The organism is Streptomyces lonarensis (assembly GCF_012033735.1).
GTDB lineage: Bacteria > Actinomycetota > Actinomycetes > Streptomycetales > Streptomycetaceae > Streptomyces > Streptomyces lonarensis.
Genome location: NZ_JAAVJD010000078.1, coordinates 1 through 21,990, shown reverse-complemented (window position 1 = coordinate 21,990; position 21,990 = coordinate 1). Strand labels below are relative to the sequence as shown.

Sequence of the window (21,990 nt, the reverse complement as noted above, 5' to 3'; positions counted from 1 at the left end):
GCCCGGTACCGCCCCGCGGTACCGGGCGCGGTGCGTCCGGGACCGGGGGTGTGCGGCGGCCCGGACGGGGCCGGGGGTGCCGGCCGAAGGGCCCGTGGCCGGTGCGGGCGCGGTCTGCGCGGGCGCTGTCCACGCGGGCGGGCGCTGTCCACGCGGGCGGGCGCGCGGCGTTGGAGTGAGATCCGGCGCCCCGCCGCCACGGACCGGGTGGCGGCCCGGGCCGCCCGGGTAGACGGGCGGGATGAGCGAGCACAGCGACCAGATCCGACCCGGCGGCCCCGACGACCGGCCCACCACCGCCCACACCCGGCCCCCCGGGGTGGACGACGCCACGGTCGCCGCCGTCGGCAAACTCTCCGAGGCCCTGGAGACCGCCGAGCAGGCCCGCGGCAACCTCTACGCCTTCCACCAGCTGACCGGCAAGGCGGATCTGCTCCTCGGCGAGGCCGCCGACGCGCTGCGCGAGGCCGGCCACACCGACCAGGCCGACCTCGTCGAGCGCGAGATCGTCGGCCGCAACGTCATCCCCGGGCACTGGACCTTCCAGATCGTGGAGTCCTACAACGCCACCTACCACCGCCCCTTCACCGCCGTCGAGCAGCAGGTCCGCGACCAGCTGGTGGACGGCCGCGACCACCTGCACGAGGCGGAGATGAAGGAGGACCGCCGCACCCACGGCCACCCCCACCACACCGCCGGCCCCTGACCGGCGCGGCCGGAATCCGGTCGCTCCCACCGCCGTCGGCCCGCCGCGACCCGGGCGCTACGGTGGAGCGGCCCGGCGTCGAGTGACCGGGGCCGGACTCCGCGTAGCGGCGGAACCGACGACCGCGGGTGGGGACCCGCGAGTGGGGGGGAACGATGACCGGGGAGCGGACGAGGCCGGATCACGAGCCCGGCGGCCGGGGCCGGGTCGCCGGCGCGCTGGACGCGGTGGGCTCGGCGCCGTGGTGGGCACGGACGGGGGCGCTGGCGGCGGTGGCCGTCCTCCTGGTGCTCACCGCGCTGCCGCCGTGGTCGGGGCCGCTGGTCGGGCCCGGCGAGGGAATCACCGGGTGGGCCGCGGTCACGGCGCTGGTGGCGGCCGGACTACTGGTCGGTGGCCTCGGCCTCCCGTCCGCCCTGCGGGGTGCGGCGGCCGCGGCGACGCTCACCGCCGTGCTGGCGTCGGTCGCCTACCTGCGCACCCCGGAGGCCGTCGACGCCCCCTCGCTGCTCTCCGCGATCGCGTACCCGGCCGAGCGCCCGGCGGCAGCCCTCGCGCTCGCCCTGGTCGCGACGGCGGCAGCCGCGGTCTGTCTGGCCCTGGCCGCCCGCCCGGGCGCGTGGCTTCCCCGGGAGGGAGGCCGACGGGTGCGGGGCCGCCGTCTGCTGGCGGTCGGTACCGCCGCCGCGCTGCTCGGCGGCCTGCTCGGCGCGGGGGCTCTCGCCGGTGTGGACCGGGCGCAGCGCGCGGTGGCGGGCGGGTCCTACTACGACGCGGTGTCCGACCCTCTCGATCCCTGGTTGCGGTACGGGTACGAGGTCACCCTCGGGGACCACCGCGAAACCCTGCCCCACCTCGAACCGACCGGCGTCGGGTGGCAGGGTTCGCTGCCCGGCCCGGCGGAGCTGACCACCTGCCTCCTGGACCGGCCGTCACCCGGGGAGGACGGCCGTACCGCGCACGGGCAGCGGATCGCCGGCAGCACGCTCGTCACGGTCGAGCAGCAGGACGGTGCCGACGCGGTGATCGGCGTCGACCCGACCAACGGCATGGAGCGCTGGCGCTACACCGTCCGCCACGGCCGGGTGGTCGTTCCGACGGAGGATGGGCGGGGGGCACGTTTCGCGGTGCACCTCGGCCACGTCGCCGTCTCCCCGCTCTGCACGGTCCACGTGGTCATCGAGCCGCTGACGCTGGTGACCCTGGACGGGAGCAGCGGGAAGGTGCTGCAGGAGACCCCGTTGTCGGGGGTCGGCGGCCCGGGATGGACGTTCGTGACCGACTCGGGCACGGAATCCCTGGCCGACGGGCCCGACGAGGAGACCGCGTCCGATCGGCGGGCCGTGGTCGCGCTGCCGCGGACCACGCACGTCTACCTGCGCTCGTCCTCCGCCCTCGCGGAGTTCACCGAAACGGGGGAGCTGCTCGGGTACGGCGATCTCTTCGACTGCTCAGTGCTGGCAGCACCCCAGAAGGAGCCCCCCGCCGGGGGCGTCTCGGACGCGGTGCTGCTGTCGCAGAACTGCCCCGGGTTCCACGTCGACTTCGTCGCGGTACCGCCCGTGCCACAGGACCCCTTCGGGTCGGGCACCGCCCCGCTGCTCAGGCCGGTCGTCCCGTCCTGGACGGGCCACGTCCCCACCCTGGGGTGCGAGGCAGCGCCCCGCATCAGCCAGCTGGTGCCGCCCCAGCAGCTGTCACAGCTGTCTCTCGTCGGCCGGTGGTGCGACCGGTTCGAAGGGCCGCTCATCCTGCGAGGCCTCAGTGAACAGAGGTGGGTCGAGGCGACGGAGCTGCCGGCGGACACGGAGCTGCCGTTGCGGGTGGTCGGGAGCACGGGCTCGCGACTGGTCTGGATCAGCGGCGGCGAGCTTCACCGCGTCGGACCGATGAGCGACCGGGTCTTCCACGAGACGGACTGGCCGTTGCGCATCGTCGACGTGGGCCGCGAGCTGCTGTACGCCGGTGACGAAGCGATCGAGGCGGCGCTGGTCGACACGGCGCCCCGCACCGTCGACGGCCACCGTGACGACCACGAGCTGGTGTACACCGTCGGGGTGTCGGGCACCGTGACGGCGCTGATCCGCGCCGACCACGACGGCCCGTCGGAGTTCGCCCGCTACGCGGAACTCCCCGGAGCGGCGGGCCGGTGTGCCGGGGACCGCGATCTGCTGCTGGACCGACCGGGGCAGCGGCTCCTGGTCACCTGCGAGTCCGCGGCGGGCACGGAGGTGACCGTGATCGAGACGGAACGCCCGCCCGAGGCGTAGGCACTCTCCTCCCGGCCCGTGGGCTCGCCACGCGGGCCGCCCGCCGGGTGCCCGCGACGCCGGAGCCCGGCCGGGGCGGGCGCGTCCCCACCACGGGTCACAGCGGATGCGGGCGCGCCGGGTGGAACCGACGATGACGGGGTGGGTCGTCGCCGCCCGGCGACGGCCGCTCGCGGGAACCCCCGCGCGTCCCTGCCCCTGCGCGCCGGCGCCGGGCGGACTACCGAGAGGCGGGCCCCGATGGCGAAGCAGACCGTGGCCGACCAGCTGGTGGAGACGCTCGCCGACAGCGGCGTGCGGCGGATCTACGGCGTCGTCGGCGACAGCCTCAACCCCGTCGTGGACGCCGTCCGCCGCACCGACCGCGTCGAGTGGGTGCAGGTGAGGCACGAGGAGACCGCCGCCTTCGCGGCGGGCGCCGAGGCCCAGATCACCGGCAGGCTCGCCGCCTGCGCCGGTTCCTGCGGCCCCGGCAACCTGCACCTGATCAACGGCCTGTACGACGCGCACCGGTCGATGGCACCCGTCTTCGCGCTGGCCTCCCACATCCCCAGCGCCGAGATCGGCAGCAGCTACTTCCAGGAGACCCACCCCGACCGGCTCTTCCTGGAGTGCAGCCACTACTGCGAGCTGGTCTCCACCCGCGAGCAGATGCCGCGCGTCGCGCAGAGCGCCATCCAGCACGCCATCGGCCAGGGCGGCGTCGGCGTCGTCACCCTCCCGGGTGACATCGCCGGCCAGGAGGCCGCCGACAAGCCCGAACGGCACGCCCTGGTCACCGGGCGGCCCACCGTCCGCCCGGCCGACGACCAGATCGACCAGCTCGCCCACCTGATCGAGCAGGCGGAGCGGATCACCCTGTTCTGCGGGGCCGGCGCCGCCGGCGCCCACGACGAGGTGATGCGGTTCGCCGGCCGCGTCCACGCCCCCGTCGGGCACGCGCTGCGCGGCAAGGAGTGGATTCAGTACGACAACCCGTTCGATGTCGGCATGAGCGGGCTGCTCGGCTACGGCGCCGCCTACCAGGCGACCCACGAGTGCGACCTGCTGATCCTGCTCGGCACCGACTTCCCCTACAACGCCTTCCTCCCCGACGACCGCCCCGGCGTCCGGATCGTCCAGGTGGACGTGCGCCCCGAGCACCTGGGCCGCCGCTGCCGCCTCGACCTCGCCGTCTGGGGCGACGTGCGCGAGACGCTGCGCTGCCTGACCGACCGCGTCCGGCCGCGCACCGACCGGCGCTTCCTGGACCGGATGCTGAAGAAGCACGCCGACGCGCTGGAGGGCGTGGTCAAGGCGTACACCCGCAAGGTGGAGAAGCACGTCCCCATCCACCCCGAGTACGTCGCCTCGGTGCTCGACGAAGAGGCCGCGGACGACGCGATCTTCACCGTCGACACCGGCATGTGCAACGTCTGGGCGGCCCGCTACATCACCCCCAACGGCCGTCGCCGGGTCATCGGTTCGTTCAGCCACGGCTCGATGGCCAACGCCGTCCCGCAGGCCATCGGCGCCCAACTCACCGACCGGCGGCGGCAGGTCGTCACCCTCTCCGGTGACGGCGGGTTCTCCATGCTGATGGGCGACTTCCTCACCCTCGTGCAGTACGGCCTGCCGGTAAAGGTGGTCGTCTTCAACAACTCGGCGCTGTCGATGGTCGAGTTGGAGATGATGGTCGGCGGTCTCCCGGCCTACGGGACCGACAACCACAACCCCGACTTCGCGGCCGTCGCCCGCGCCTGCGGAGCCCACGGCGTCCGGGTCGAGAAGCCGAAGCACCTGCGCGACGCGCTCCGGGAGGCGTTCCGCCACGACGGCCCGGCGCTGGTCGACGTGGTCACCGACCCCAACGCGCTGTCCATCCCGCCGAAGATCCAGGCCGAGATGGTGAAGGGCTTCGCCCTCTCCGCCTCCCGCATGGTGCTCGACGGCGGCGTCGGCCGCATGGCCCAGATCGCCCGTTCCAACCTCCGCAACATCCCCCGGCCGTAGCGGCGCAGGCCATTGAGTACGGGCGTCAGCGGTACGGGCCCCAGGAGCCCCGGGCGTGCGTCGGGGCACCGCTGCGCAGCGGCATAGCTGCGTGGCGGGACAGCGGCGTGGCGGCGGGCGGCGTCGGGGTGGCGACCGAAGCCCGGGCCGGCGAGCCGGACGTGGCGTGCGTCGGCTGATCAGAACAAGGCGCCCTGCTCTTCCGGAGGCTGCGGCTCAAGCACGCCCCGCAGGTTGCGGATCTGCGTGCGCCAATTGTCGTCCTCGGCTGAAGCACTCCACAGAGTCATGAGCTCGGACGGCTCGGCCATGACGCGGCGCAGCGCTCGGGCGGCAAGCTCGCGGAGCGCGGTGAGGTCGGGTAGCGGCTCTGCCGGGCCGTGGACGGGATCGACCGGTTCACCGCCGTGGCACTGCCCGGCGACAAGGGCAGCCGCCGCGACGGCCTCTTCGGCCCCGGGCGCGTCCAGGCAGCCGACGGCGTCGACCGCCCGAGCCAGTGCGCGGTCGACGATGCCCGCGCGCTCCCCCGGGGCAGCGGTGTCGAGAGAGACGCCGAAGTCCCCGGCGGTGTCGTTGTCGAAGGGCCCGACGTCCCACGTACCCGTGATGTCCTCCGCTCGTGCTGCTTGCTGAGCATCGTTGCAGCCACGACTGACATCGGGGCGGTGCACGCGGCGTCGGGTCCGCGTGGCGCGAGGGCGCCCGGCGAGGTCCGCGGGGTGGGGGTCGGGCAACCGCTGGGGCGCGCGGCGGAGGGCGGTCCGCGATTAAGGAACGAGCGTTCTTGACTGATCGTTCCTCAACTACTTAGGGTAGTGCTCGTGGGCAGGCCAAGAGCGTTCGACGAGGATGAAGCGGTGCGTGCCGCCGTGCGGCTGTTCGGTGAGCGCGCGTACGACGGGGTGTCCGTCGACGACCTCGTCCATCACCTCGGTGTGCACCGCAACAGCCTCTACAAGACGTTCGGCAGCAAGCGCGGCCTCTACCTGATCGCGCTGCGTCGCCATCTCGTCGACGACGTGAACCCGCTGTGCGACGCGCTCGCCGACGCGGCCGACGTCACGGACGCGCTGCGGCTCGTCGCGTCGGCCGATCTCGCACTGCTCCTGCTGGCGGCGGTCGAACGCGCTCCGGTCGACGAGGAGGTCGCCTCCGAGGTGACGGCCGCGTTGGCCGCCATCGACCAGGCGATCGCCGGCGCGCTGGGTGTTCCCGACGACCTGGCCGCCGCTCTCACCGCTGCCGCGCTGGGCATCCTGCTGCGCGGCGGTCCCGACAACGCGGCCACCGCGCTGACTCGATACGTCGGCCTTCTCAGCTGAAAAGGGGACTCCGGTATGGCACTGATACGGATCGAAGGCGACAGGCTCGTCGTCGTGATCGAGGGGCTCAGCAAGCTCTGGGCCTTCAAGGGCGGGATGAGCATCCCGCTGGCCAACGTCCGCGGCGCGACCGCCGACCCCGGCATCGCCGCCGAACCGAAGGGAATCCGCGCACCGGGCGCTCACGTCCCCGGTGTGATCATCGCCGGCACGTTTCACCAGGACGGCGAGAAGGTCTTCTGGGACGTCAAGGACGCCACGAAGGCCGTCGTGATCGAACTCGCCGACGAGCAGTACGCACGCCTGGTCCTCCAGGTCTCCGACCCTCGCGCGACCGTTGCCCTGGTCGAGAACGCCCTTGTCTGAAGGAGCCAGGATTATGTTTCGACACATGGCAGCCGCGCTCATGGCGCTGGCGCTCGTCTCCGCCACCCCGGCAGCGGCGGCCTCCCCCCGTCTGACGCCCGCCGTCGACCGCGAGGTCGTCTTCACGGCCGACGGCACGACCGTGTACGGCACCCTGCACGTGCCCGAGCACCGTCCGGGGAAGCGGCTGCGGGCGGCACTGCTGCTGCCCGGCAGCGGACTCACCGACCGCGACGGCAACCAGCCGCCCGTGGCCACACCGAACACCCTGGCGCACCTGGCAGACGCGCTCGCGGACGACGGTGTCGCCACGTTGAGGTTCGACAAGTACGGGACCGGACGCACCGGGCTCGGCGCGTACGAGGGCCGCCCGGAAGAGCTCGACTACCCGGCGTTCGTCCGCCAGGCGCAGGCCGCCTACGAGACGCTGCGGGACCAGCCGGAGACGGACCCGCGCGCGCTGACGGTCGTCGGCCACAGCGAAGGCGCCATGACGGCGCTGCTGCTGGGCGGCAGTGTCCACCCGCGCCCCGCCGGCCTGGCTCTCCTCCAGCCGCAGGCGATCCGCATGCTCGACCTGGTCGCGCTCCAGCTCAAGGACCAGGTGGCCGAGGCGACCCGGCAGGGTCAGTTCACGCGGAAGGAGCAGCGCACCATCAACGCGGCCATCGACGCCGGCGTCACCTCCCTCCGTGAAGGCCGCCCGGTCGACACCACCGACCTGCCCCAGGTGATCGCCGGCCTCTTCGAGGCGTTCCAGGGCCCCAGCGCCCGGTTCGTGGAGAGCGACGACGCCGTCTACCCGCCGGACACCGCTGCCGCACTCCGCCCCGGTACCCGGGTGCTGCTGACCTGCGGCACGGACGACGTGCAGGTCCCCTGCTCCACGACGGACGCCCTGACGAAGGCCCTGCGCCAGGCCCATGCCGGGAAGCCGGGCCGCGTGGTGCTGCCCGGGGTGGACCACCTGCTGCACGACGCCGACCACCCGGACACCCTCGCCCCGTCGGTGCTCGACGCCCTGAGCCGGTTCGCGCGACACTGACACGGCCGACCACGCACCTCCCGGACAGCCCCTTCGGACATGCTCCACCAGCCACGAAAGGGATACACCGTGACCATCGAACTCCCGCAGCAGTGGGTCAGCTCCAGCTACAGCAGCAATGGCGGCAACTGCCTCGAGTGGGCTCCGCGTGATGCGGCCCACACGGGCACGGTCCCGCTGCGCGATTCGAAGGACCCGGGCGGGCCGTCGTTGGCCGTTCCGGCGGGTGCGTTCGCCGCGTTCGTCGCCGGGGTGAGGTCCGGCGCGCTCGACGGCTGAGCCGGTCTGTCGGGTCGGGCGGCGGGCACCGCCCCTGCCGGGGCCTTGCGGGGTGGGGGAACCAGCGGGTTCGTCCCGGCAGGGGCGGGGATCGGGGTCACCCGCGAGGTGAGGGCCGCAGGATCGGGCGGGCGGAGAGCGAGTAGAGGACGTCTGCCTCGACGGAGCCCTGCACCCGGTCCCGCCCTCGGGCGTTGGCGCTGATCGGGTGCAGGTCGGCCAGTGCGGCGCACTGCACGGAGCGGAACACGGTGTCCGCCGACCACTCCCGGAAGACGGCGGCGACGGGGTGCGGGGTGTGGCCGGTGTTGGCGCGGTCGGATGTTTCGAGCGCGGACACCAGGCGGGCGGCGCGGTCGTGGAGCCAGTCCACGGCTCCGGCCGGGGTGTCGAGCCACGCGCCGGCCAGGTACCAGTCGCGACCGAGCTCCGACGAACGCACCACGGCCTCCGCCCAGTAGCCGTCCACGAACTGCCCGCCGGGCGGCGAAGGAATGGCTTGCGGTCGGAAGCGTGCGCAGCTCACTGCTTGCCCAACTCCTTCATGTGCGCGTAGACGGACTGCCGCAACGCGGCCGACCTGCGGCAAAGTTCTTCCAGCGGTTCGACATCGGCACGCGGAAGTTCTGCCTCCGCAGCCGCTGAGGGCGCCTCGTCCGGAATCGGCACCGCCTCGTTCCCGTCGTCATCCGCGTGACAGTCACCCACTGTCATTCCTCTCCGTAATGGTTCCACTACCAAGTGGTTTCAGATTCGCCTAGGGTCTGGAAGTCCTCAACGTGGGAGGGGTGGAGAGTACGTTGGTGAACCGCAAGGAACTCAATCCGGATGCTGGGCCGGAAGCGGCCTATGGAGCCAGGCTTCGCCGTCTCCGGGAAGCGCGCGGGTGGAAACAGGACGACCTCGCTGAGCGCATCGGATACACGGGGCGCCACGTCTCGGGCGTGGAAACTGCCGGCAAACCTCCGACCCGCCAGTTCTCGGCGGCCGTTGACGCGGCGCTCGGGCTCGCCGGTACGGCCGAGTCCTTCGTGAGCGAGTGGGGCGAGATCCGCCACGGCGTGCTGCTGCAAGGCTTCCCGGAGTATGTGGAGCTGGAGGGCAGGGCCGCCGAGATCCGGCTCTTCGACTCCGGGCTCGTACCCGGACCGCTGCAGACGCGCGGATACGCAGAGGCGCTTGCGACAGCGGCCGTGAAACGCCAGGTGATCACCACTGAACAGGCGGAAGAGCGGGTCTGCTTGCTCATGGACCGTCAGGCGTCTTTGCGGAGGTCGGTGCCCCCGCTGGTCATCGTGGTGCTGGACGAGAGCTGCGTCCGACGCTCCATCGGCGGCGGAGCGGTGATGCGCGACCAGGTGGAGAGTCTGGTCGAGTTCGCAGAAGAGCCCAACACCATGCTTCAGCTGGCTCCCTACAGCTTCGGAGAGCATCGCCCGTTCGACCGGTTGGTGAACCTCTTGACGCTCAACGATCGCTCCGTGGTCTCCTATGTCGAGTCGGAGACACGGGGATACTTGGATCGGGACTTGGCCTCGGTGGTCTCCTTGATGCGTGCCTACCATCTTCTGCAGGCCGGGTGCCTCTCTCAGACGGCCACTGTGGACATGCTCCACCAGCTACGAAAGGGCACACCGTGACCAACGAACTCCCGCAGCAGTGGGTCAGCTCCAGCTACAGCAACAACGGCGGCTCGTGTGTCGAGTGGAGTCCGCGTGTCGCGGCCCACACGGGCACGGTTCCGCTGCGTGACTCGAAGGACCCGGGCGGGCCGTCGTTGGCCGTTTCGGCGGGTGCGTTCGCCGCGTTCGTTGCCGGGGTGAGGTCGGGCGCACTCGACGGCTGAGCCCTGTCCTGCCCGCACCCCCTGGGGCTCCACCGCGCTCGGTGCGGTGGAGCCCCGGTCGCGTTCCCTCCAATGAGGCCCTTCCTCGGCGCGCCCGAGGCGGTGCCAGGATGGAACGAGGCCGTCGGTCGACCGGCCGGTTCGGAACGGGGGACGCGCATGGGGATCGGGCAGCACCTGCGGCGGCTGACGGGTGGGGCGGATCGCTCGGCGCCCCTTGTGTCGACGGCGGCGCCCGCGGTGGTGCTGACCGGCGTCAGCCACGGGTACGACGGCCCGACCGTGCTGCGTGACGTGGAGCTGACGGTGGAGCGCGGGAGCTGTGTCGCCCTCCTAGGGGAGAACGGCTCCGGCAAGTCCACCCTGCTGCGGCTGGTCGCGGGCCGCGAGACCCCCGACGAGGGAACCGTGACCGTCCTGGGCCGGACCGCCGACGAGGACGACCCCGCCCAGCGCCGGGCCGTCGCCGCCGTCCTGGACAGCGGCATCGGCTACCCCGACCTCACCGTGCGGGAGCATCTGCTGCTGGTCGCGCTGGCCCACGGCCTCGGTGAGGACGCCGCCGACCGGGTGGACGAGGTGCTGGCCGAACTCCACATCGCGGCGCGGGCGGACGCCCTTCCCAAGGAGTTGTCCGCCGGACAGACACAACTGCTGATGCTGTCGCAGGCGTTCGTGCGACCGCCCGCCGAACTGCTGCTGCTGGACGAGCCGGAGCAGCGGATCGACACGGCCGGGCGTGGGCGGATCGCCGCACGGATCGTGGCGGCGCGTGCCGCCGGCGGTGCGGTGCTGTTCGCCACGCACGATCGGCAGCTCGCCCACGAGGTCGCCGACAGAGTGCTGATCTTCACGGAGGACGGCAGCCCGCAGCTGCGCCCGGTCAGCGACGCGGACACCGCAGATGACTGAACCGCAGATGACTGAACCGCCGAGGACCGAGCCGCCGGTGACCGAGCGGACCGCGAGAGGGGGAGCGGGGAGCCGCCCGCAGCCCGCCGCTCCGGACGCGGTGCCGCCCGCCGACACCACCGGCGCCGTCCTCGGTCTGCTGCACGCGGCGCGCGCCGGGGAACGCCGCAGGCGGCGCCGGAGCGCGCTCTACGGCTGGTACTGCGCGGCGCTGCTCGCCGCGATCTGGGGGCTGCCGCCGCTGATCGCGCTGGCCGGGGCGGCGACGGACGGGCAGTTCGACGGAACCGCCGCCGGTCGGCTGCCGGAGCTGCTGCCGCTCGTCCTTCCCGCGCTGGTCGCGACGGTGGTGGTGCTGCTCGGTGCGCGTGGCCGGTGGCACGGACCGGTGCAGGTGGAGCAGGCTGCGTTGAGCTGGCTGGTGGCTCACCCGGTTTCGCGGCGGGCGTTGCTGCTGCCCCGCCTCGTCGCCTCCTGGGTGGTCACCGGCGTGCTGGGGGCGGTGGCGGGCGCGGCGGGCGGGTTCCTGTGGCACGCGTTCGGCGTCGGCGTTCCGGCGTTGATGGTGCCCGCCGGCGCGTTCTGCGGGGCAGCGGTGGGGTTGGCCGGTACGGCGCTCGCCGCCCGGGTGCAGCGGGGTGCGGGGAGGTCAGCCGCCGGGCCGGGTGGCAAGCGCGCTGCGGTCGGGGTGCTTGCCGTGCTGTGGGGACTCGCGCTGGTTGCCTGGGTGTCGCAGCCGTCGGCCGGGGGCGGGCCGGGGCTCGTCGCCGAGGTGGCGCTGTGGTCCGGCCCGTGGGGGTGGGCGGTGCTGCCGCTGGTCGCTGCGGCCGGAGACGCGGGGCCCGTGGCAGCGTCGGCGGGTGGCGCGCTCACGGTCGCGGCGCTGGCCGGGGCGGCGTGGTTCGGGGCACGGGCCGCGGTGGCGGTACCGGCGCGGGTGCTGCGGGAGCAGGCGGTGGTGTCGCTGCGGGTCCAGGCGTCGCTGTACGCGTTCGACCTGCGGCAGGCGTGGGCTGCGGTCGGCAGCGTGGGAGGCGGCGGGCGTGGTGTGCGCATGCGGGGCGGCCTCCCCGCCCCCGGCCGTGCCGGGGCCGTCGTGGCCTGGCGCGACGCGACCGGGCTGGTGCGAGTGCCCGCCCGGCTGCTCTCGGCGGTGGTGTGGACCGGCGTGACCCTGCTCGTCGCGGCTGCCGTGCCACCGTCCTCGCCGGTGATGGCCCTGGCCGCCGTCACCGCGTACGTCGCGGCGGCGCAGCTCGCCGAGCCCGCGCGGGTCGAGGCGGGCGACCTGCGGCGGTCGGCGGCGCTGCCCTGGTCGGCGGCGCGACTGGCCCTGGCGCACGCGGTCGTCCCGGTCGCCGGGGCGGCGCTGCTGCTGGCTGCCGGCGGCGGCGCGGTGGTCCTCCTCGGCGGGGCGACGGGCCCGCTGGTTCCGCTGCTGCTGTCGGTCCCTGCGCTGGTGGGTGCCGCTGTGGTGAGCGCCTACCGGGGCGTGGTGCCGCCTCATCTGATGGTCGGCGCCTCGACGCCGATGGGGGACAGCGGGCCGTTCGCCGCCCTGCTGTGGCAGGTGCGCGGGCCGCTGGTGGGGCTGCTCGCAGTGGTGGCGGTCGCCGCTCCGCTGCGCGGCGCCACCGGGGGAGTGGCGAGTGCGGTGGGAACGCTGCTGGTGGGAGCGGGCATGCTCTGGTGGGCCGCCGCGACGGCCCGCCGGACCGCGCGGGGCCGCTGACGGCCGTGTCCGGGCAGGGGCTGGGCTCGCCCGCCCCCGGCCCGGACGGTCGGCGTGGATGAAAGGGCGTACCGGCCGAGCTGCCCGGTACGGCAGAGGCCGAGCGCCCGCCCGCCCCGGGTCGGGGCAGGTGCGGAAGGCTCATCGCGCCGACGACTGCGGCGGGCCCGCCGGGAGGTACTGCCAGTCCCCGACGGCATCGGACACCAACTGGTCCAGGAATTCACTGCCCTCGTCCATCAGAACGCTCCGCATGCAGGCGCAGTCGAGAAGATCGATCCCCTCGCTCAGGCAGAGCCAGATTCCTGCCACCTGGAGGCCGCGCGCGGCAACGCGAACCTGATCCTCCAGCGGGAGTGGAATTCTGGTGGCCAACTCCCGGGCGAACATCCGCTCGGCACCGTTGCGCCCCAGGAGAACGAGCGCCCGGTCGACGAGGTGGGCAATCAGATTGTGGATCTTCTCGAATCCCGCGAGAAGTCCACGAGCGAGCTCGGCCATTTCCTTGCACCCGGCGGCGCTGTGGTTCCGGCGGAGCGCCCGCCAGGTTCTCTCCGAGGCGTACTCGGTCACACGCTCGGCGACCGCGGTCGCCGCGTCGCCGCCCAGAGCTCTCGCGCAGCGCTCCGCGGCGGTGTCGGCATTGGGGCATCCCCGGCGGCGGTCGCCCCTCCGGCTCACCGTCGCTCCGACGTCGCCGGACCGGGGGCGCGGTGTCGGGCTGCCTGCGGAGGAAGACCGGGAGGGAGTGCGCGGAGTCGAAGAGCGCCGAGGTGCGGTGAGTGGGGCCGGTGGGTTCCGCCGTGGTGCGCCACGGTTGCCCGCCGTCTTCCCGGACGATTGTTGCTTGCTCGCGGTAGCTTTGCGTTTCCTCGGTACCGGGCTCACGCGGCCCGCGGGCTTTCCGGTGTGGAGATGGCACCGCGTGTCCTCCGTGCGGACCCGGTTCTTGCACAGCTTTCCGTCGGCCTTCTGGGCCCGGCATCGGTGAATCATGCGGTCAGCGTCGATGTCGATTGCGTAGTCCGCAATGACGCGAACCAGCCGCGGTGGCGGAAGCGAGAGAATGCGCCGGTGGCGCGCCGCCGCGTCGATCATCGGGAAACGCGCCGCCGGAGAGCTGCTTCCGCGCCGCCCCGGGGGGAGTGGTGTGCGGCCGGGGCGCACGAACGTGCGTGGCGCGCCCGCTGCGGCCCGTCGCGGCCGGGCGGCCGGTGGGCCGCCGGCGGGCGGCCGTATGCTGAACGCGTGGCGGGCAGGATCAATGACGAGGACGTGAAGGCGGTACGGGACGCGGTCCCGATCGACGCCGTCGTCTCCGACTACCTCCAGCTCCGCAGCGCCGGCGGCGGCAACCTCAAGGGCCTCTGCCCGTTCCACGACGAGAAGTCGCCCTCGTTCCACGTCAGTCCCAGCAAGGGCTTCTACCACTGCTTCGGCTGCCAGGAGGGCGGGGACACCCTCGACTTCGTGATGAAGCTGGAGCACCTCTCGTTCTCCGAGGCGGTGGAGCGGCTCGCCGCGCAGGCCGGCATCACCCTCCGCTACGAGCAGGGCGGCTACGGTCGGGCCAGCCAGGCGGGGGAGCGGACCCGGCTGGTCGAGGCGCACAAGGCCGCCGCCGGGTACTTCGCCGACCAGCTGGCCTCCGCGGAGGCCGAGATCGGCCGCCGCTTCCTCGCCGAGCGCGGCTTCGACCAGGCCGCGGCCCAGCACTTCGGCGTCGGCTACGCCCCGGCCGGCTGGGACCACGCGACCCGCTTCCTGCGCGGCCGGGGGTTCACCGACAAGGAACTGATCACCTCGGGCATCTCGCAGGACGGCCGGCGCGGCCCCATCGACCGGTTCCGCGGCAGGCTGATCTGGCCGATCCGCGACATCACCGGCGAGGTGGTCGGCTTCGGCGCCCGCCGGCTGCGCGAGGACGACCAGGGCCCCAAGTACCTCAACACCCCCGAGACGCCGATCTACCGCAAGTCCCACGTGCTGTACGGCATCGACCTGGCGAAGAAGGACATCGCCAAGGAGGACCGGGCGGTCGTCGTCGAGGGCTACACCGACGTCATGGCCTGCCACCTCGCCGGGGTCACCACCGCCATCGCGACCTGCGGCACCTCCTTCGGCGAGGGGCACATCAAGATCCTGCGCCGGCTGCTGATGGACAACTCCCGCTCCGAGGTGGTCTTCACCTTCGACGGCGACGCGGCCGGGCAGAAGGCGGCGCTGCGCGCCTTCGAGGACGACCAGAAGTTCGCGGGCAAGACCTGGATCGCGATCACCCCCGACGGGCAGGACCCCTGCGACCTGCGGCTCGCCAAGGGCGACGAGGCGGTGCGCGAGCTGGTCGACGGGCGCAGCCCGCTCTTCGAGTTCGCGATTCGCTCCGTGGTGGCGGAGCACAATCTGGAGACGGCGGAAGGCCGTTCCGCCGCGCTGGAGGCGGCGGCGCCGATCGTCGCGCAGATCAAGGACGGCTCGATCCAGCACGAGTACGCGGTGCGGCTGGCCGGGCTCGTCGGCATCCCCGACGAGCAGTTCGTCGTGCGGCGGGTCAGCCTGCTGGCGCGGTGGAAGCGCGAGGGCCGCGGCGCCAAGGGCGGCGGACCGGGCGGTCCGGGCGCCCCCGGCCAGGGCGGCGCGGGCGGTCGCCGCGGCGGCCGGGGCCGCGGCGGTCCCGGCGGCGACCCGGGCGCGGAGGAACCGCCCTACGACGACCCCGGGTTCGGCGACCCCTACGCGGAGTCCGCCAGCGGCCGGGCCGCCGGGCCGCGCGGTGCCTCCCCCGGCGCCCGCGGACCGGCGATCCAACTGCGCAGCCCGGCCCACCGCGTGGAACGGGAGCTGCTGAAGGTAGCCATCCAGTTCCCGGAGTTCGTCACGCCCGTCTTCGACGCCTACGGCGAGGACGAGTTCACCGGACCGCCGTACGCGGTGGCGCGCCGCGCCATCGCGGACGCCGGCGGGACCGAGAACGCCGACGACTCCTTCCTCGCCCGCATCCGGGAGGCCGTCCCCGACGACGCCGCCCGCGCCATGGTCACCGAGCTGGCCGTGGAGCCGCTGGACCTGCCGCGGCGGCGCAAGCCCGAGGTCGGCGTCTACGCCGAGGAACTGCTCGTCAAGGTGCGGCTGGCCGCGGTCGAGCACCGCATCACCGAACTGGAGTCGACCGCACGCCGGTTGGAGGCGCAGCGCGACGAGGGATCGGTCGCGGTCCGCCAGGAGGTGTGGACCCTCCAGCTGTACCGGACGGCGCTGCTGGACCGGGGCGCCGCCGCGCTCTACGGCTGAGCCGCCCCGCCGCCGCGCTCTACGGCTGAGCCGCCCGCCGCCCGCCGCCCGCCGCCCGCCGCCCGCCGCTGTGCTCCGCGTTCCGCGGCGGCGTCCGAGGGCGTCCGGGGGCGTCCGGCGGCGCCCTGGCCTGCGGCTGCGCCTCTGCTCGGCCGCCGGCGGCACCGCTCCGGCGGGGGGAGGGGCGCCCGGCGCCACCGCGCGGCGCGCGGCCGCGCGGTGCTACCGGCTGTCACCTGGGGACCGCGTGGCGTGTGTCCCGAACGTTTCTGCGACATGGCACCCGGGTAATCCATGGGATGCGCGGGGTAACTGTCCTTTCCGGGACGTGGGCGCGCGCCGCGGGTGGGCGGGGCCGGCTCTTCTCTTCTCCGGTGTGGCGGCGGTGACCCCTGACCGGACGTGACGACCTGGAGGTCGCTCAGTGCAGTCCCAGATTCTGTCCGGCCCGGCCCTGATCGACGTGCCGGACCGTCCGCCCGTCCGCCCGTCCGCCGAGCGGGTACCGAGGCAGCCCGGCCCCTCCCGGCCGGAGCAGGACGCGCCCGGGATGCGCCCGGACGCCTCCGGATCGGGGGACCTGCTGCGGCAGTACCTCCGGGAGATCGGCCGCATACCGCTGCTGAGCGCGGCGGAGGAGGTCGAGCTGGCGACCCGGGTGGAGGCCGGGCTCTTCGCCGAGGAGCGGCTGGCCTCCACCCCGCCGGCCGACGAACGACTCGCGCGGGACCTGCAACGCCTGGTCATCCGCGGCCGGATGGCCAAGCGTCAGCTCATCGAGGCGAACCTGCGGCTGGTGGTCTCCGTCGCCAAGCGGTACCTCGGCCGGGGGCTGACCATGCTCGACCTGGTGCAGGAGGGCAACCTCGGACTGATCCGCGCGGTCGAGAAGTTCGACTACACCCGCGGCTTCAAGTTCTCCACCTATGCGACCTGGTGGATACGCCAGGCGATGTCCCGTGCCATCGCGGACCAGGCGCGGACCATCCGGGTGCCGGTGCACGTCGTGGAGCTGATCAACCGTGTGATCCGGGTGCAGCGGGCGCTCCTCCAGGAACGCGGCCAGGAGCCGACGCCCCAGGAGATCGCCGTCCACCTGGGGCTGACCGCCGAGCGGGTGCGGGAGATCCTGCGGCTCGCCCAGGACCCCATCTCGCTCCAGGCGCCCGTCGGGGAGGAGGACGATGTCAACCTCGGCGACCTCATCGAGGACACCGACGTCCCCAACCCCGCCGAGTCCGCCGCCTTCCTGATGCTGCGCGAGCACCTCGGCTGCGTGCTCTCCACCCTCGGCGACCGCGAACGGCGGGTCGTGGAGCTGCGGTACGGACTGGTGGACGGCCGCCCCCGCACGCTGGAGGAGATCGGCTGCCTCTTCGGCGTCACCCGCGAACGCATCCGGCAGATCGAGCACAAGACCCTCGGCAAGCTCCGCGGGCACGCCTACGCCGGTCAGCTCCGGGGCTACCTCGACTGAGCACCGCCGACCGGCCGCGCCGAGGGCGCAGCGACGCCCCGACCCGGCGCGGGCCGAGCGACCCGGACCGAGCGACCCGGACCGAGCCGAGCGACCCGACCCGGACCGTGCGGGCGCGCCCACGCGGGCGCGGTCAGCCGAAGGCGCCTGGGTGGTGCTCGTCGCGGACGGCGCGGAACTGGGTGCGGACCGCGACGCTGGCCTCCGGCGACTCCGGGGGGTGCAGCTCCCGGCCGGTGGCGGTCGCCCATGTCGGCGGGGCGTCGGCGGTGAGGGCCCCGTCGGCGACCCCCGCCGCCCAGGCGGCCTGCCGTGCGGCGCCGATCGCGGCGTAGTCGGCGTCGACCGGCACCACCACCTCGGCGTCCAGCAGCCCGGGCGCCAGCGCCTGCACGGCCGGCAGGTCGGCGGCGGCGCCCAGCAGGAACACCCGGTCGATCCGCACGCCGCGGCCGCGCAGCACCCCGGCGGCGTCCGCCAGTCCGCACAGCATCCCCTCGAACGCGGCGCGCGCCAGGTTCTCCGGTGCCATGCTCTCCGGGCTCAGCCCGGTGAGGGTGCCTGCGGTGTGCGGCAGGTCCGGGACCACCTCGCCGGCGAGGTACGGCAGCAGCACCATCCCGTGGGCCCCGGGGGTCGAGCGCAGCGCCAGCTCGGAGAGTTCCTCCGGTGACCGGCCCAGGAGGTCGGCCGTGCCGCGCAGCACGCGGGTGGCGTTGAGGGTGCGGACCACCGGAAGGTGGTGGCCGGTGGCGTCCGCGAGCGCCGTGACGCTGCCGCCGGTGTCGTGCAGCGCCGTGTCGTGGAAGGCGCAGACCGAGCCGGAGGTACCCAGCGAGATCACCGCGTCCCCCGGGCCGACACCCAACCCCAGCGCGGCGGCCATCGTCTCGCCGGTGCCGGCGGAGATCAGCAGCCCCTCGGGGGTGCGCCCCGCCGTGTCGGCCGGGCCGAGGACGTCGGGCAGTGCGACCTCCTGGCCCAGGGCCAGTTCGACCAGGTCCCGCCGCCAGGCGTCGCGGTGCGGCGACCAGAAGCCGGTCCCCGAGGCGCCGCCGCGGTCGGTGGTGAACCGCTCCGGCCGGCCCAGGAGTTGCCACACCAGCCAGTCCTGCGGCGCCAGGACACCCGTCACCCGCGCGGCGGTCGCCGGTTCCGAACGGGCCAGCCAGCGCAGGTGACTGACGGCGTGCGAGGGGCGGGGGACGGCGCCGACGGCCTCGATCCAGGCGCCGCGCCCGCCGAACTCGTCGATCAGGCTGACGGCGGCGGAGTGGCCGCCGTGGCGCGCGTCGGTCGCCGGGCGCACGGGGTGCCCCGCGGCGTCGACGGCGACCGTGCCGCGCTGCTGGGCGGTCACCCCGATCGCGGTGACGTCCTCCAGGACGCCGCCGCCCGCCGCGTCACCGAGGGAGAGCAGCCAGCCGCCGGGTGACGACTCGCCCTCCGGATGCGGCGCGTGGGCCTGCCGCAGCACCTCACCGGTATCGGAGTCACACACGACGATGCTGGTGTAGTCGGACGAACTGTCCAGACCGGCGACGATCCCCATACTCCCGATCATGCCTTATCGGCACCCCGCGGCAGGGGGCGCGGGGTGCCGTGGTCAGCGGCCTGCGGTGGGGGCCGACGGGGCCGGAGCGGGGTCGGCCGCCAGCCGCTCCAGCACGCGGTCGCGCAGTAGTTCATACTCAGCCCTCAGCCACCGGATCTCCGGTGGGCGGACCACCGGTGTGCCGCCCACCACGGTCTCCTCCGGTCCGAACTGCTCGCGGGTGAGGTCGATCTCCACCCCGGCGCCGAGACGGTTCCACCAGTGGTGGTCGACACGGACACCGGCGACGTGGACCTCACCGCGCATGAGGACGCCGCCCAGCAGGTCGTTGAGGACGAGGGCGGTCACCCCGCAGTGGTCGCGGGCGGGGTTGTCCGGCCCCCAGTGCGGCCGGTGGGTGGGGGTGCAGGTCTCGGCGCACCAGCTGTCCCGCACAGCCTGTTCGATGTCGGTGAGGAGTCAGGGAGTCGTCATGGGGCGCGATGATTCCACCGGGCACCGACATCCCACCGGGCACCGGCACTCCCGCTGACGACCCCGGCCCCGCCGACGAGCCGGCCGGCGGGTCCGGGGCGCGGAGCCACCGCGGGAGCCGGGCGGCTCAGGCGGCGTCGGCGGGCTGGTAGACGAGGAGCTGGGTGCCGGCCGGGTTGGTCGCGGCGGAGACCAGGGTGAGGGGGTGGTGCGCGCCGTCCTCGGGGAACAGCTTCTTGCCGCCGCCCAGCAGCACCGGCATCAGCATCAACCGCAGCTCGTCGAAGAGACCGTGGGTGATCAGGGTGCGGGCCAGGGTGGGGCTCCCCATCACCTGGACGTCGCCGCCCGGCCGCTCGCGCAGCTCGCGCACCCGCTCCAGGACCTCGCCCCCGGGGATGCGGACGGTGTTCCCCCAGGTGAGCTCCTCCTCCCGGAGGCTCCGGGTGACGACGTACTTCGGGAGCTCGTTCATCCGGTCGGCGAACGGGTCGCCCGCCCGCTCCGGCCAGGCGGCGGCCATCGTCCGCCAGGTGCGGCGGCCGAACAGCAGCGCCTCGGTGTCCTTCATGGCCCGGTCCACGAACCCGCCCACCATCTCGGGGTCGAAGTACGCGTGCGACCAGCCGCCGTGGGCGAACCCCCCGTCGGTGTCCTCCTCCGCGCCGCCCGGTGCCTGGACCACGCCGTCCAGGCTGACGAACTGACTCACGACGATCCGCATGGGGGCTCCTCCGCGCTCGGGCCCGGGCCGCCCCGGGGCTCCGGAACGGAGACTGCCACGGACCGCCGACAGCGGCCCGCCGGTGCCGCCGGACGGCGGACAGCCCGCCGCCGCAGGGGTGGCCGGGGGCCGTGCGGGCGGGGTCGGATCACCGCAGGTGGGTGACGTTCGGTGTCCGGTTTCACCCCTTCGGTGACCTGACAGGGCTTCACTTGCGCTTTTCGAACACATGCTCGAAATTCGAAGGGTGTGGACAGTACCGGCATCCCCCGAGACGGCCGCCGCACGTGAGGGCGAGGCCCCCGCGTCGGCGCTGGGAGCACTGCTGCCCGGGGGGCGACTGCGCCCCGGCACGACCGCCAGCGCGGGCGGTGACATACCGCTGCTGCTGGCGCTGGCCGCCGACGCGGTCGCCAACGGCAGGGCCGCCGGCCGCACCGGGCCCGTCGGCTGGGCCGCCGTCGGGCTGCCCTTCCTCGGCGCGCTCGCCGCCTGCGACGCCGGGCTCGACCTCGACGCCGGGCTCTGGGTCGACGACCCCGGCCGCCGCTGGCCGCAGGTGCTGACCGCCGTCCTGGAAGCCGTCCCCGTGGTGCTCACCGGCCCGCTGCCGCCCGTCCCCGACCGGGTGGGGCGGCGGATCGCCGCGCTGCTGCGCCGGTCCGGCTCCGTCCTGCTGGCGGCCGACCGCTGGGAAGGCGCCCAGCTCCGGCTGCGGGTGACCGCCGCCGCCTGGGAGGGCGTCGGCGACGGCGAGGGGCTGCTGCGCGGCCGGCGGGTGAAGGTCGCCGTCGCGGGCCGCGGCGCCGCCGACCGCCCCCGCCACGCCGAGCTGTGGCTGCCCGGCCCCGACGGAACCGTCTCCCTCGCCGCCCCCGCCGTGGTCCCCACCGGTATCGCCCCCGCCACCGGTACCCCCGCCACCGCCCCCGCTGCGCCGGCCGGCCCCCGCCCGGCCGGCCCCCGTCCCGCTCCCGCCGCGCCGCTGCGGGCGGTGGGGTGAGAACGATGGACCGGGTGCTCTGCGTCTGGGTCCCCGACTGGCCGGTCCGGGTGGCCGGCCCCGCCCCGGACGTCCCGCTGGCGGTGATGGCCGGCGGGCTGGTCCTCGCCTGCTCGCCGGCGGCCCGCGCCGCGGGCGTCCGCCGCGGCATGCGGCTGCGCCCCGCCCGCGCCCGCTGCCCGGAGCTGCGCGCGGTCGAGCGGGACGTCGAGGAGGAGATCCGCGGCTTCGAGCCGCTGGTGCGGACGCTGGAGGAGGCGGTCATGCCCCGCCTGGAGGTGGTCCGCCCCGGGCTGCTCGCCGCCCCCGCCCGGGGGCCGGCCCGCTACTGGGGCGGCGAACCGCAGCTCGTGGAGCGGGTCACCGCCGTCCTGCGCGAGCTGGGCCACCCCGCACGTGCCGGCGCCGGCGACACCGTCTTCGCCGCCGCGCTCGCCGCCCGGAGCGGCGCCCTGGTGCCGCCCGGGGAGAGCGCCGCCTTCCTCGCCCCCTACCCGGTGGGGGTGCTGGGCCGACCCCGCCTCACCGAACTGCTCCACCGGCTGGGGGTCACCACACTGGGCGCGTTCGCCGCCCTGCCCGCCGACCGGGTCGCCGCCCGCTTCGGTGCCGAGGGCGTCGCCGCCCACCGCACCGCCCGAGGGCTGGAGGCCCGCCCTGTCTCCTCCCGCACCGGGACGGCCGACCACTCCGTCAGCCACGTCTTCGAACCGGCGACCTCCCTGCTGGAGCCGGTGGTGTTCGCCGCCAAGGCCGCCGCCGACCGGCTGCACCAGCGGCTGACCGCCGCCGGGGTGGTGTGCGCCCGGTTGGAGGCGGAGGTCGAACTTGGGGACGGCCGCCGTCTGGCGCGCGTCTTCCGCCACGAGGGACGGCTCTCGGCGGCCGCGGTCGCCGAGCGGGTGCGGGGGGTGCTGCGCGCCTGGGAGACCGACGGCACCCTCGCCGGCGGCGCCTCCGCCGGCGCCCCCACCGGGCCGGGCGGCACCGCGC

General features: G+C 74.4%; 22 protein-coding genes. 15 read left to right on the top strand and 7 right to left on the bottom strand.

Going from position 1 to position 21,990, the window contains the following annotated elements; all coding sequences use genetic code 11:
- The first annotated feature begins 241 nt into the window (after positions 1-241).
- From HCN56_RS12370 to HCN56_RS12360, 3 genes are all read left to right on the top strand, one after another.
- The gene (locus tag HCN56_RS12370) at positions 242-706 is read left to right on the top strand and encodes a hypothetical protein (protein ID WP_167970359.1); all 465 of its coding nucleotides are present in this window, start codon (positions 242-244) and stop codon (positions 704-706) included.
- 155 nt (positions 707-861) lie between these two features.
- Positions 862-2,976, top strand: coding sequence for a hypothetical protein (locus tag HCN56_RS12365; RefSeq protein ID WP_167970357.1), 2,115 nt, complete (start codon positions 862-864; stop codon positions 2,974-2,976).
- Positions 2,977-3,216: 240 nt separating this feature from the next.
- Positions 3,217-4,968 carry a pyruvate dehydrogenase gene (locus tag HCN56_RS12360; RefSeq protein ID WP_167970355.1) on the top strand — a complete coding sequence of 584 codons (1,752 nt, stop codon included), beginning with the start codon at positions 3,217-3,219 and terminating at the stop codon, positions 4,966-4,968.
- A gap of 179 nt (positions 4,969-5,147) precedes the next feature.
- Here the strand turns inward: HCN56_RS12360 and HCN56_RS12355 are convergent, their stop codons facing one another.
- Positions 5,148-5,579 carry a DUF4259 domain-containing protein gene (locus HCN56_RS12355; protein ID WP_167970365.1) on the bottom strand — a complete coding sequence of 144 codons (432 nt, stop codon included), beginning with the start codon at positions 5,577-5,579 and terminating at the stop codon, positions 5,148-5,150.
- Between the two features lie 213 nt (positions 5,580-5,792).
- Here HCN56_RS12355 and HCN56_RS12350 point away from each other — a divergent pair, with 213 nt between their 5' ends.
- From HCN56_RS12350 to HCN56_RS12335, 4 genes are all read left to right on the top strand, one after another.
- Positions 5,793-6,293: a TetR/AcrR family transcriptional regulator gene (locus HCN56_RS12350; protein ID WP_167970353.1), complete on the top strand. Its 501-nt coding sequence runs from the start codon at positions 5,793-5,795 to the stop codon at positions 6,291-6,293.
- Between the two features lie 15 nt (positions 6,294-6,308).
- Positions 6,309-6,659 (top strand): hypothetical protein, encoded by a 351-nt coding sequence (locus HCN56_RS12345; RefSeq protein WP_167970351.1) that lies wholly within the window; start codon positions 6,309-6,311, stop codon positions 6,657-6,659.
- Between the two features lie 13 nt (positions 6,660-6,672).
- Complete coding sequence (locus HCN56_RS12340) at positions 6,673-7,704, top strand: alpha/beta hydrolase family protein (protein WP_167970350.1); 1,032 nt, start codon at positions 6,673-6,675, stop codon at positions 7,702-7,704.
- A 69-nt stretch (positions 7,705-7,773) separates the two neighbouring features.
- The gene (locus tag HCN56_RS12335; RefSeq protein WP_312871200.1) at positions 7,774-7,983 is read left to right on the top strand and encodes a DUF397 domain-containing protein; all 210 of its coding nucleotides are present in this window, start codon (positions 7,774-7,776) and stop codon (positions 7,981-7,983) included.
- A gap of 97 nt (positions 7,984-8,080) precedes the next feature.
- Here the strand turns inward: HCN56_RS12335 and HCN56_RS12330 are convergent, their stop codons facing one another.
- Both HCN56_RS12330 and HCN56_RS12325 read right to left on the bottom strand, forming a co-directional pair.
- On the bottom strand, positions 8,081-8,509 hold the full coding sequence (locus HCN56_RS12330; RefSeq protein ID WP_167970346.1) for a hypothetical protein: 429 nt from the start codon (positions 8,507-8,509) through the stop codon (positions 8,081-8,083).
- Positions 8,506-8,691 (bottom strand): hypothetical protein, encoded by a 186-nt coding sequence (locus tag HCN56_RS12325; RefSeq protein WP_167970344.1) that lies wholly within the window; start codon positions 8,689-8,691, stop codon positions 8,506-8,508. The genes HCN56_RS12330 and HCN56_RS12325 overlap by 4 nt, the downstream gene beginning before the upstream one ends.
- Before the next feature lie 92 nt (positions 8,692-8,783).
- Between HCN56_RS12325 and HCN56_RS12320 the strand changes: the two genes are divergently transcribed.
- The 4 genes from HCN56_RS12320 (at position 8,784) to HCN56_RS12305 (ending at position 12,473) form a co-directional block, all read left to right on the top strand.
- Positions 8,784-9,623 (top strand): helix-turn-helix domain-containing protein, encoded by an 840-nt coding sequence (locus HCN56_RS12320; protein ID WP_167970342.1) that lies wholly within the window; start codon positions 8,784-8,786, stop codon positions 9,621-9,623.
- Positions 9,620-9,829, top strand: coding sequence for a DUF397 domain-containing protein (locus HCN56_RS12315; protein WP_312871199.1), 210 nt, complete (start codon positions 9,620-9,622; stop codon positions 9,827-9,829). Before HCN56_RS12320 ends, HCN56_RS12315 begins: the two co-directional genes overlap by 4 nt.
- 159 nt (positions 9,830-9,988) lie before the next feature.
- Positions 9,989-10,741: an ATP-binding cassette domain-containing protein gene (locus HCN56_RS12310; protein ID WP_167970338.1), complete on the top strand. Its 753-nt coding sequence runs from the start codon at positions 9,989-9,991 to the stop codon at positions 10,739-10,741.
- Positions 10,742-10,748: 7 nt separating this feature from the next.
- Entirely contained in the window at positions 10,749-12,473 is a 1,725-nt protein-coding gene (locus tag HCN56_RS12305) for a DUF6297 family protein (protein WP_167970336.1), read from the top strand.
- A gap of 141 nt (positions 12,474-12,614) precedes the next feature.
- Here the strand turns inward: HCN56_RS12305 and HCN56_RS12300 are convergent, their stop codons facing one another.
- On the bottom strand, positions 12,615-12,974 hold the full coding sequence (locus HCN56_RS12300) for a hypothetical protein (protein WP_167970333.1): 360 nt from the start codon (positions 12,972-12,974) through the stop codon (positions 12,615-12,617).
- Positions 12,975-13,721: 747 nt separating this feature from the next.
- Between HCN56_RS12300 and dnaG the strand changes: the two genes are divergently transcribed.
- Complete coding sequence (dnaG, locus tag HCN56_RS12295; protein WP_167970330.1) at positions 13,722-15,764, top strand: DNA primase; 2,043 nt, start codon at positions 13,722-13,724, stop codon at positions 15,762-15,764.
- 424 nt (positions 15,765-16,188) lie between these two features.
- Positions 16,189-17,241, top strand: coding sequence for an RNA polymerase sigma factor (locus HCN56_RS12290; RefSeq protein WP_312871198.1), 1,053 nt, complete (start codon positions 16,189-16,191; stop codon positions 17,239-17,241).
- A gap of 133 nt (positions 17,242-17,374) precedes the next feature.
- Here HCN56_RS12290 and HCN56_RS12285 read toward each other — a convergent pair whose 3' ends face one another.
- From HCN56_RS12285 to HCN56_RS12275, 3 genes are all read right to left on the bottom strand, one after another.
- The gene (locus HCN56_RS12285) at positions 17,375-18,793 is read right to left on the bottom strand and encodes an FGGY family carbohydrate kinase (protein ID WP_167970328.1); all 1,419 of its coding nucleotides are present in this window, start codon (positions 18,791-18,793) and stop codon (positions 17,375-17,377) included.
- A gap of 54 nt (positions 18,794-18,847) precedes the next feature.
- Entirely contained in the window at positions 18,848-19,243 is a 396-nt protein-coding gene (locus HCN56_RS12280) for a YunG family protein (RefSeq protein WP_167970361.1), read from the bottom strand.
- Positions 19,244-19,397: 154 nt separating this feature from the next.
- Complete coding sequence (locus HCN56_RS12275; protein ID WP_167970326.1) at positions 19,398-19,994, bottom strand: dihydrofolate reductase family protein; 597 nt, start codon at positions 19,992-19,994, stop codon at positions 19,398-19,400.
- A 247-nt stretch (positions 19,995-20,241) separates the two neighbouring features.
- On the opposite strand from HCN56_RS12275, the gene imuA' reads away from it, so the two are divergent.
- Both imuA' and HCN56_RS12265 read left to right on the top strand, forming a co-directional pair.
- On the top strand, positions 20,242-20,997 hold the full coding sequence (gene imuA', locus HCN56_RS25795; protein ID WP_209312640.1) for a DnaE2-dependent mutagenesis accessory factor ImuA': 756 nt from the start codon (positions 20,242-20,244) through the stop codon (positions 20,995-20,997).
- 5 nt (positions 20,998-21,002) lie between these two features.
- The coding region (locus HCN56_RS12265) for a DNA polymerase Y family protein (protein ID WP_167970324.1) at positions 21,003-21,990 on the top strand (988 nt) is incomplete at its 3' end.

Coding starts and splice junctions, on each gene's coding strand:
- HCN56_RS12300 (WP_167970333.1), bottom strand. CDS start 12,974: ATGGCCGAGCTCGCTCGTGGACTTCTCGCGGGATTCGAGAAGATCCAC.
- HCN56_RS12285 (WP_167970328.1), bottom strand. CDS start 18,793: ATGGGGATCGTCGCCGGTCTGGACAGTTCGTCCGACTACACCAGCATC.
- HCN56_RS12340 (WP_167970350.1), top strand. CDS start 6,673: ATGTTTCGACACATGGCAGCCGCGCTCATGGCGCTGGCGCTCGTCTCC.
- HCN56_RS12310 (WP_167970338.1), top strand. CDS start 9,989: ATGGGGATCGGGCAGCACCTGCGGCGGCTGACGGGTGGGGCGGATCGC.
- HCN56_RS12365 (WP_167970357.1), top strand. CDS start 862: ATGACCGGGGAGCGGACGAGGCCGGATCACGAGCCCGGCGGCCGGGGC.
- HCN56_RS12370 (WP_167970359.1), top strand. CDS start 242: ATGAGCGAGCACAGCGACCAGATCCGACCCGGCGGCCCCGACGACCGG.
- HCN56_RS12275 (WP_167970326.1), bottom strand. CDS start 19,994: ATGCGGATCGTCGTGAGTCAGTTCGTCAGCCTGGACGGCGTGGTCCAG.
- HCN56_RS12360 (WP_167970355.1), top strand. CDS start 3,217: ATGGCGAAGCAGACCGTGGCCGACCAGCTGGTGGAGACGCTCGCCGAC.
- HCN56_RS12305 (WP_167970336.1), top strand. CDS start 10,749: ATGACTGAACCGCCGAGGACCGAGCCGCCGGTGACCGAGCGGACCGCG.
- HCN56_RS12345 (WP_167970351.1), top strand. CDS start 6,309: ATGGCACTGATACGGATCGAAGGCGACAGGCTCGTCGTCGTGATCGAG.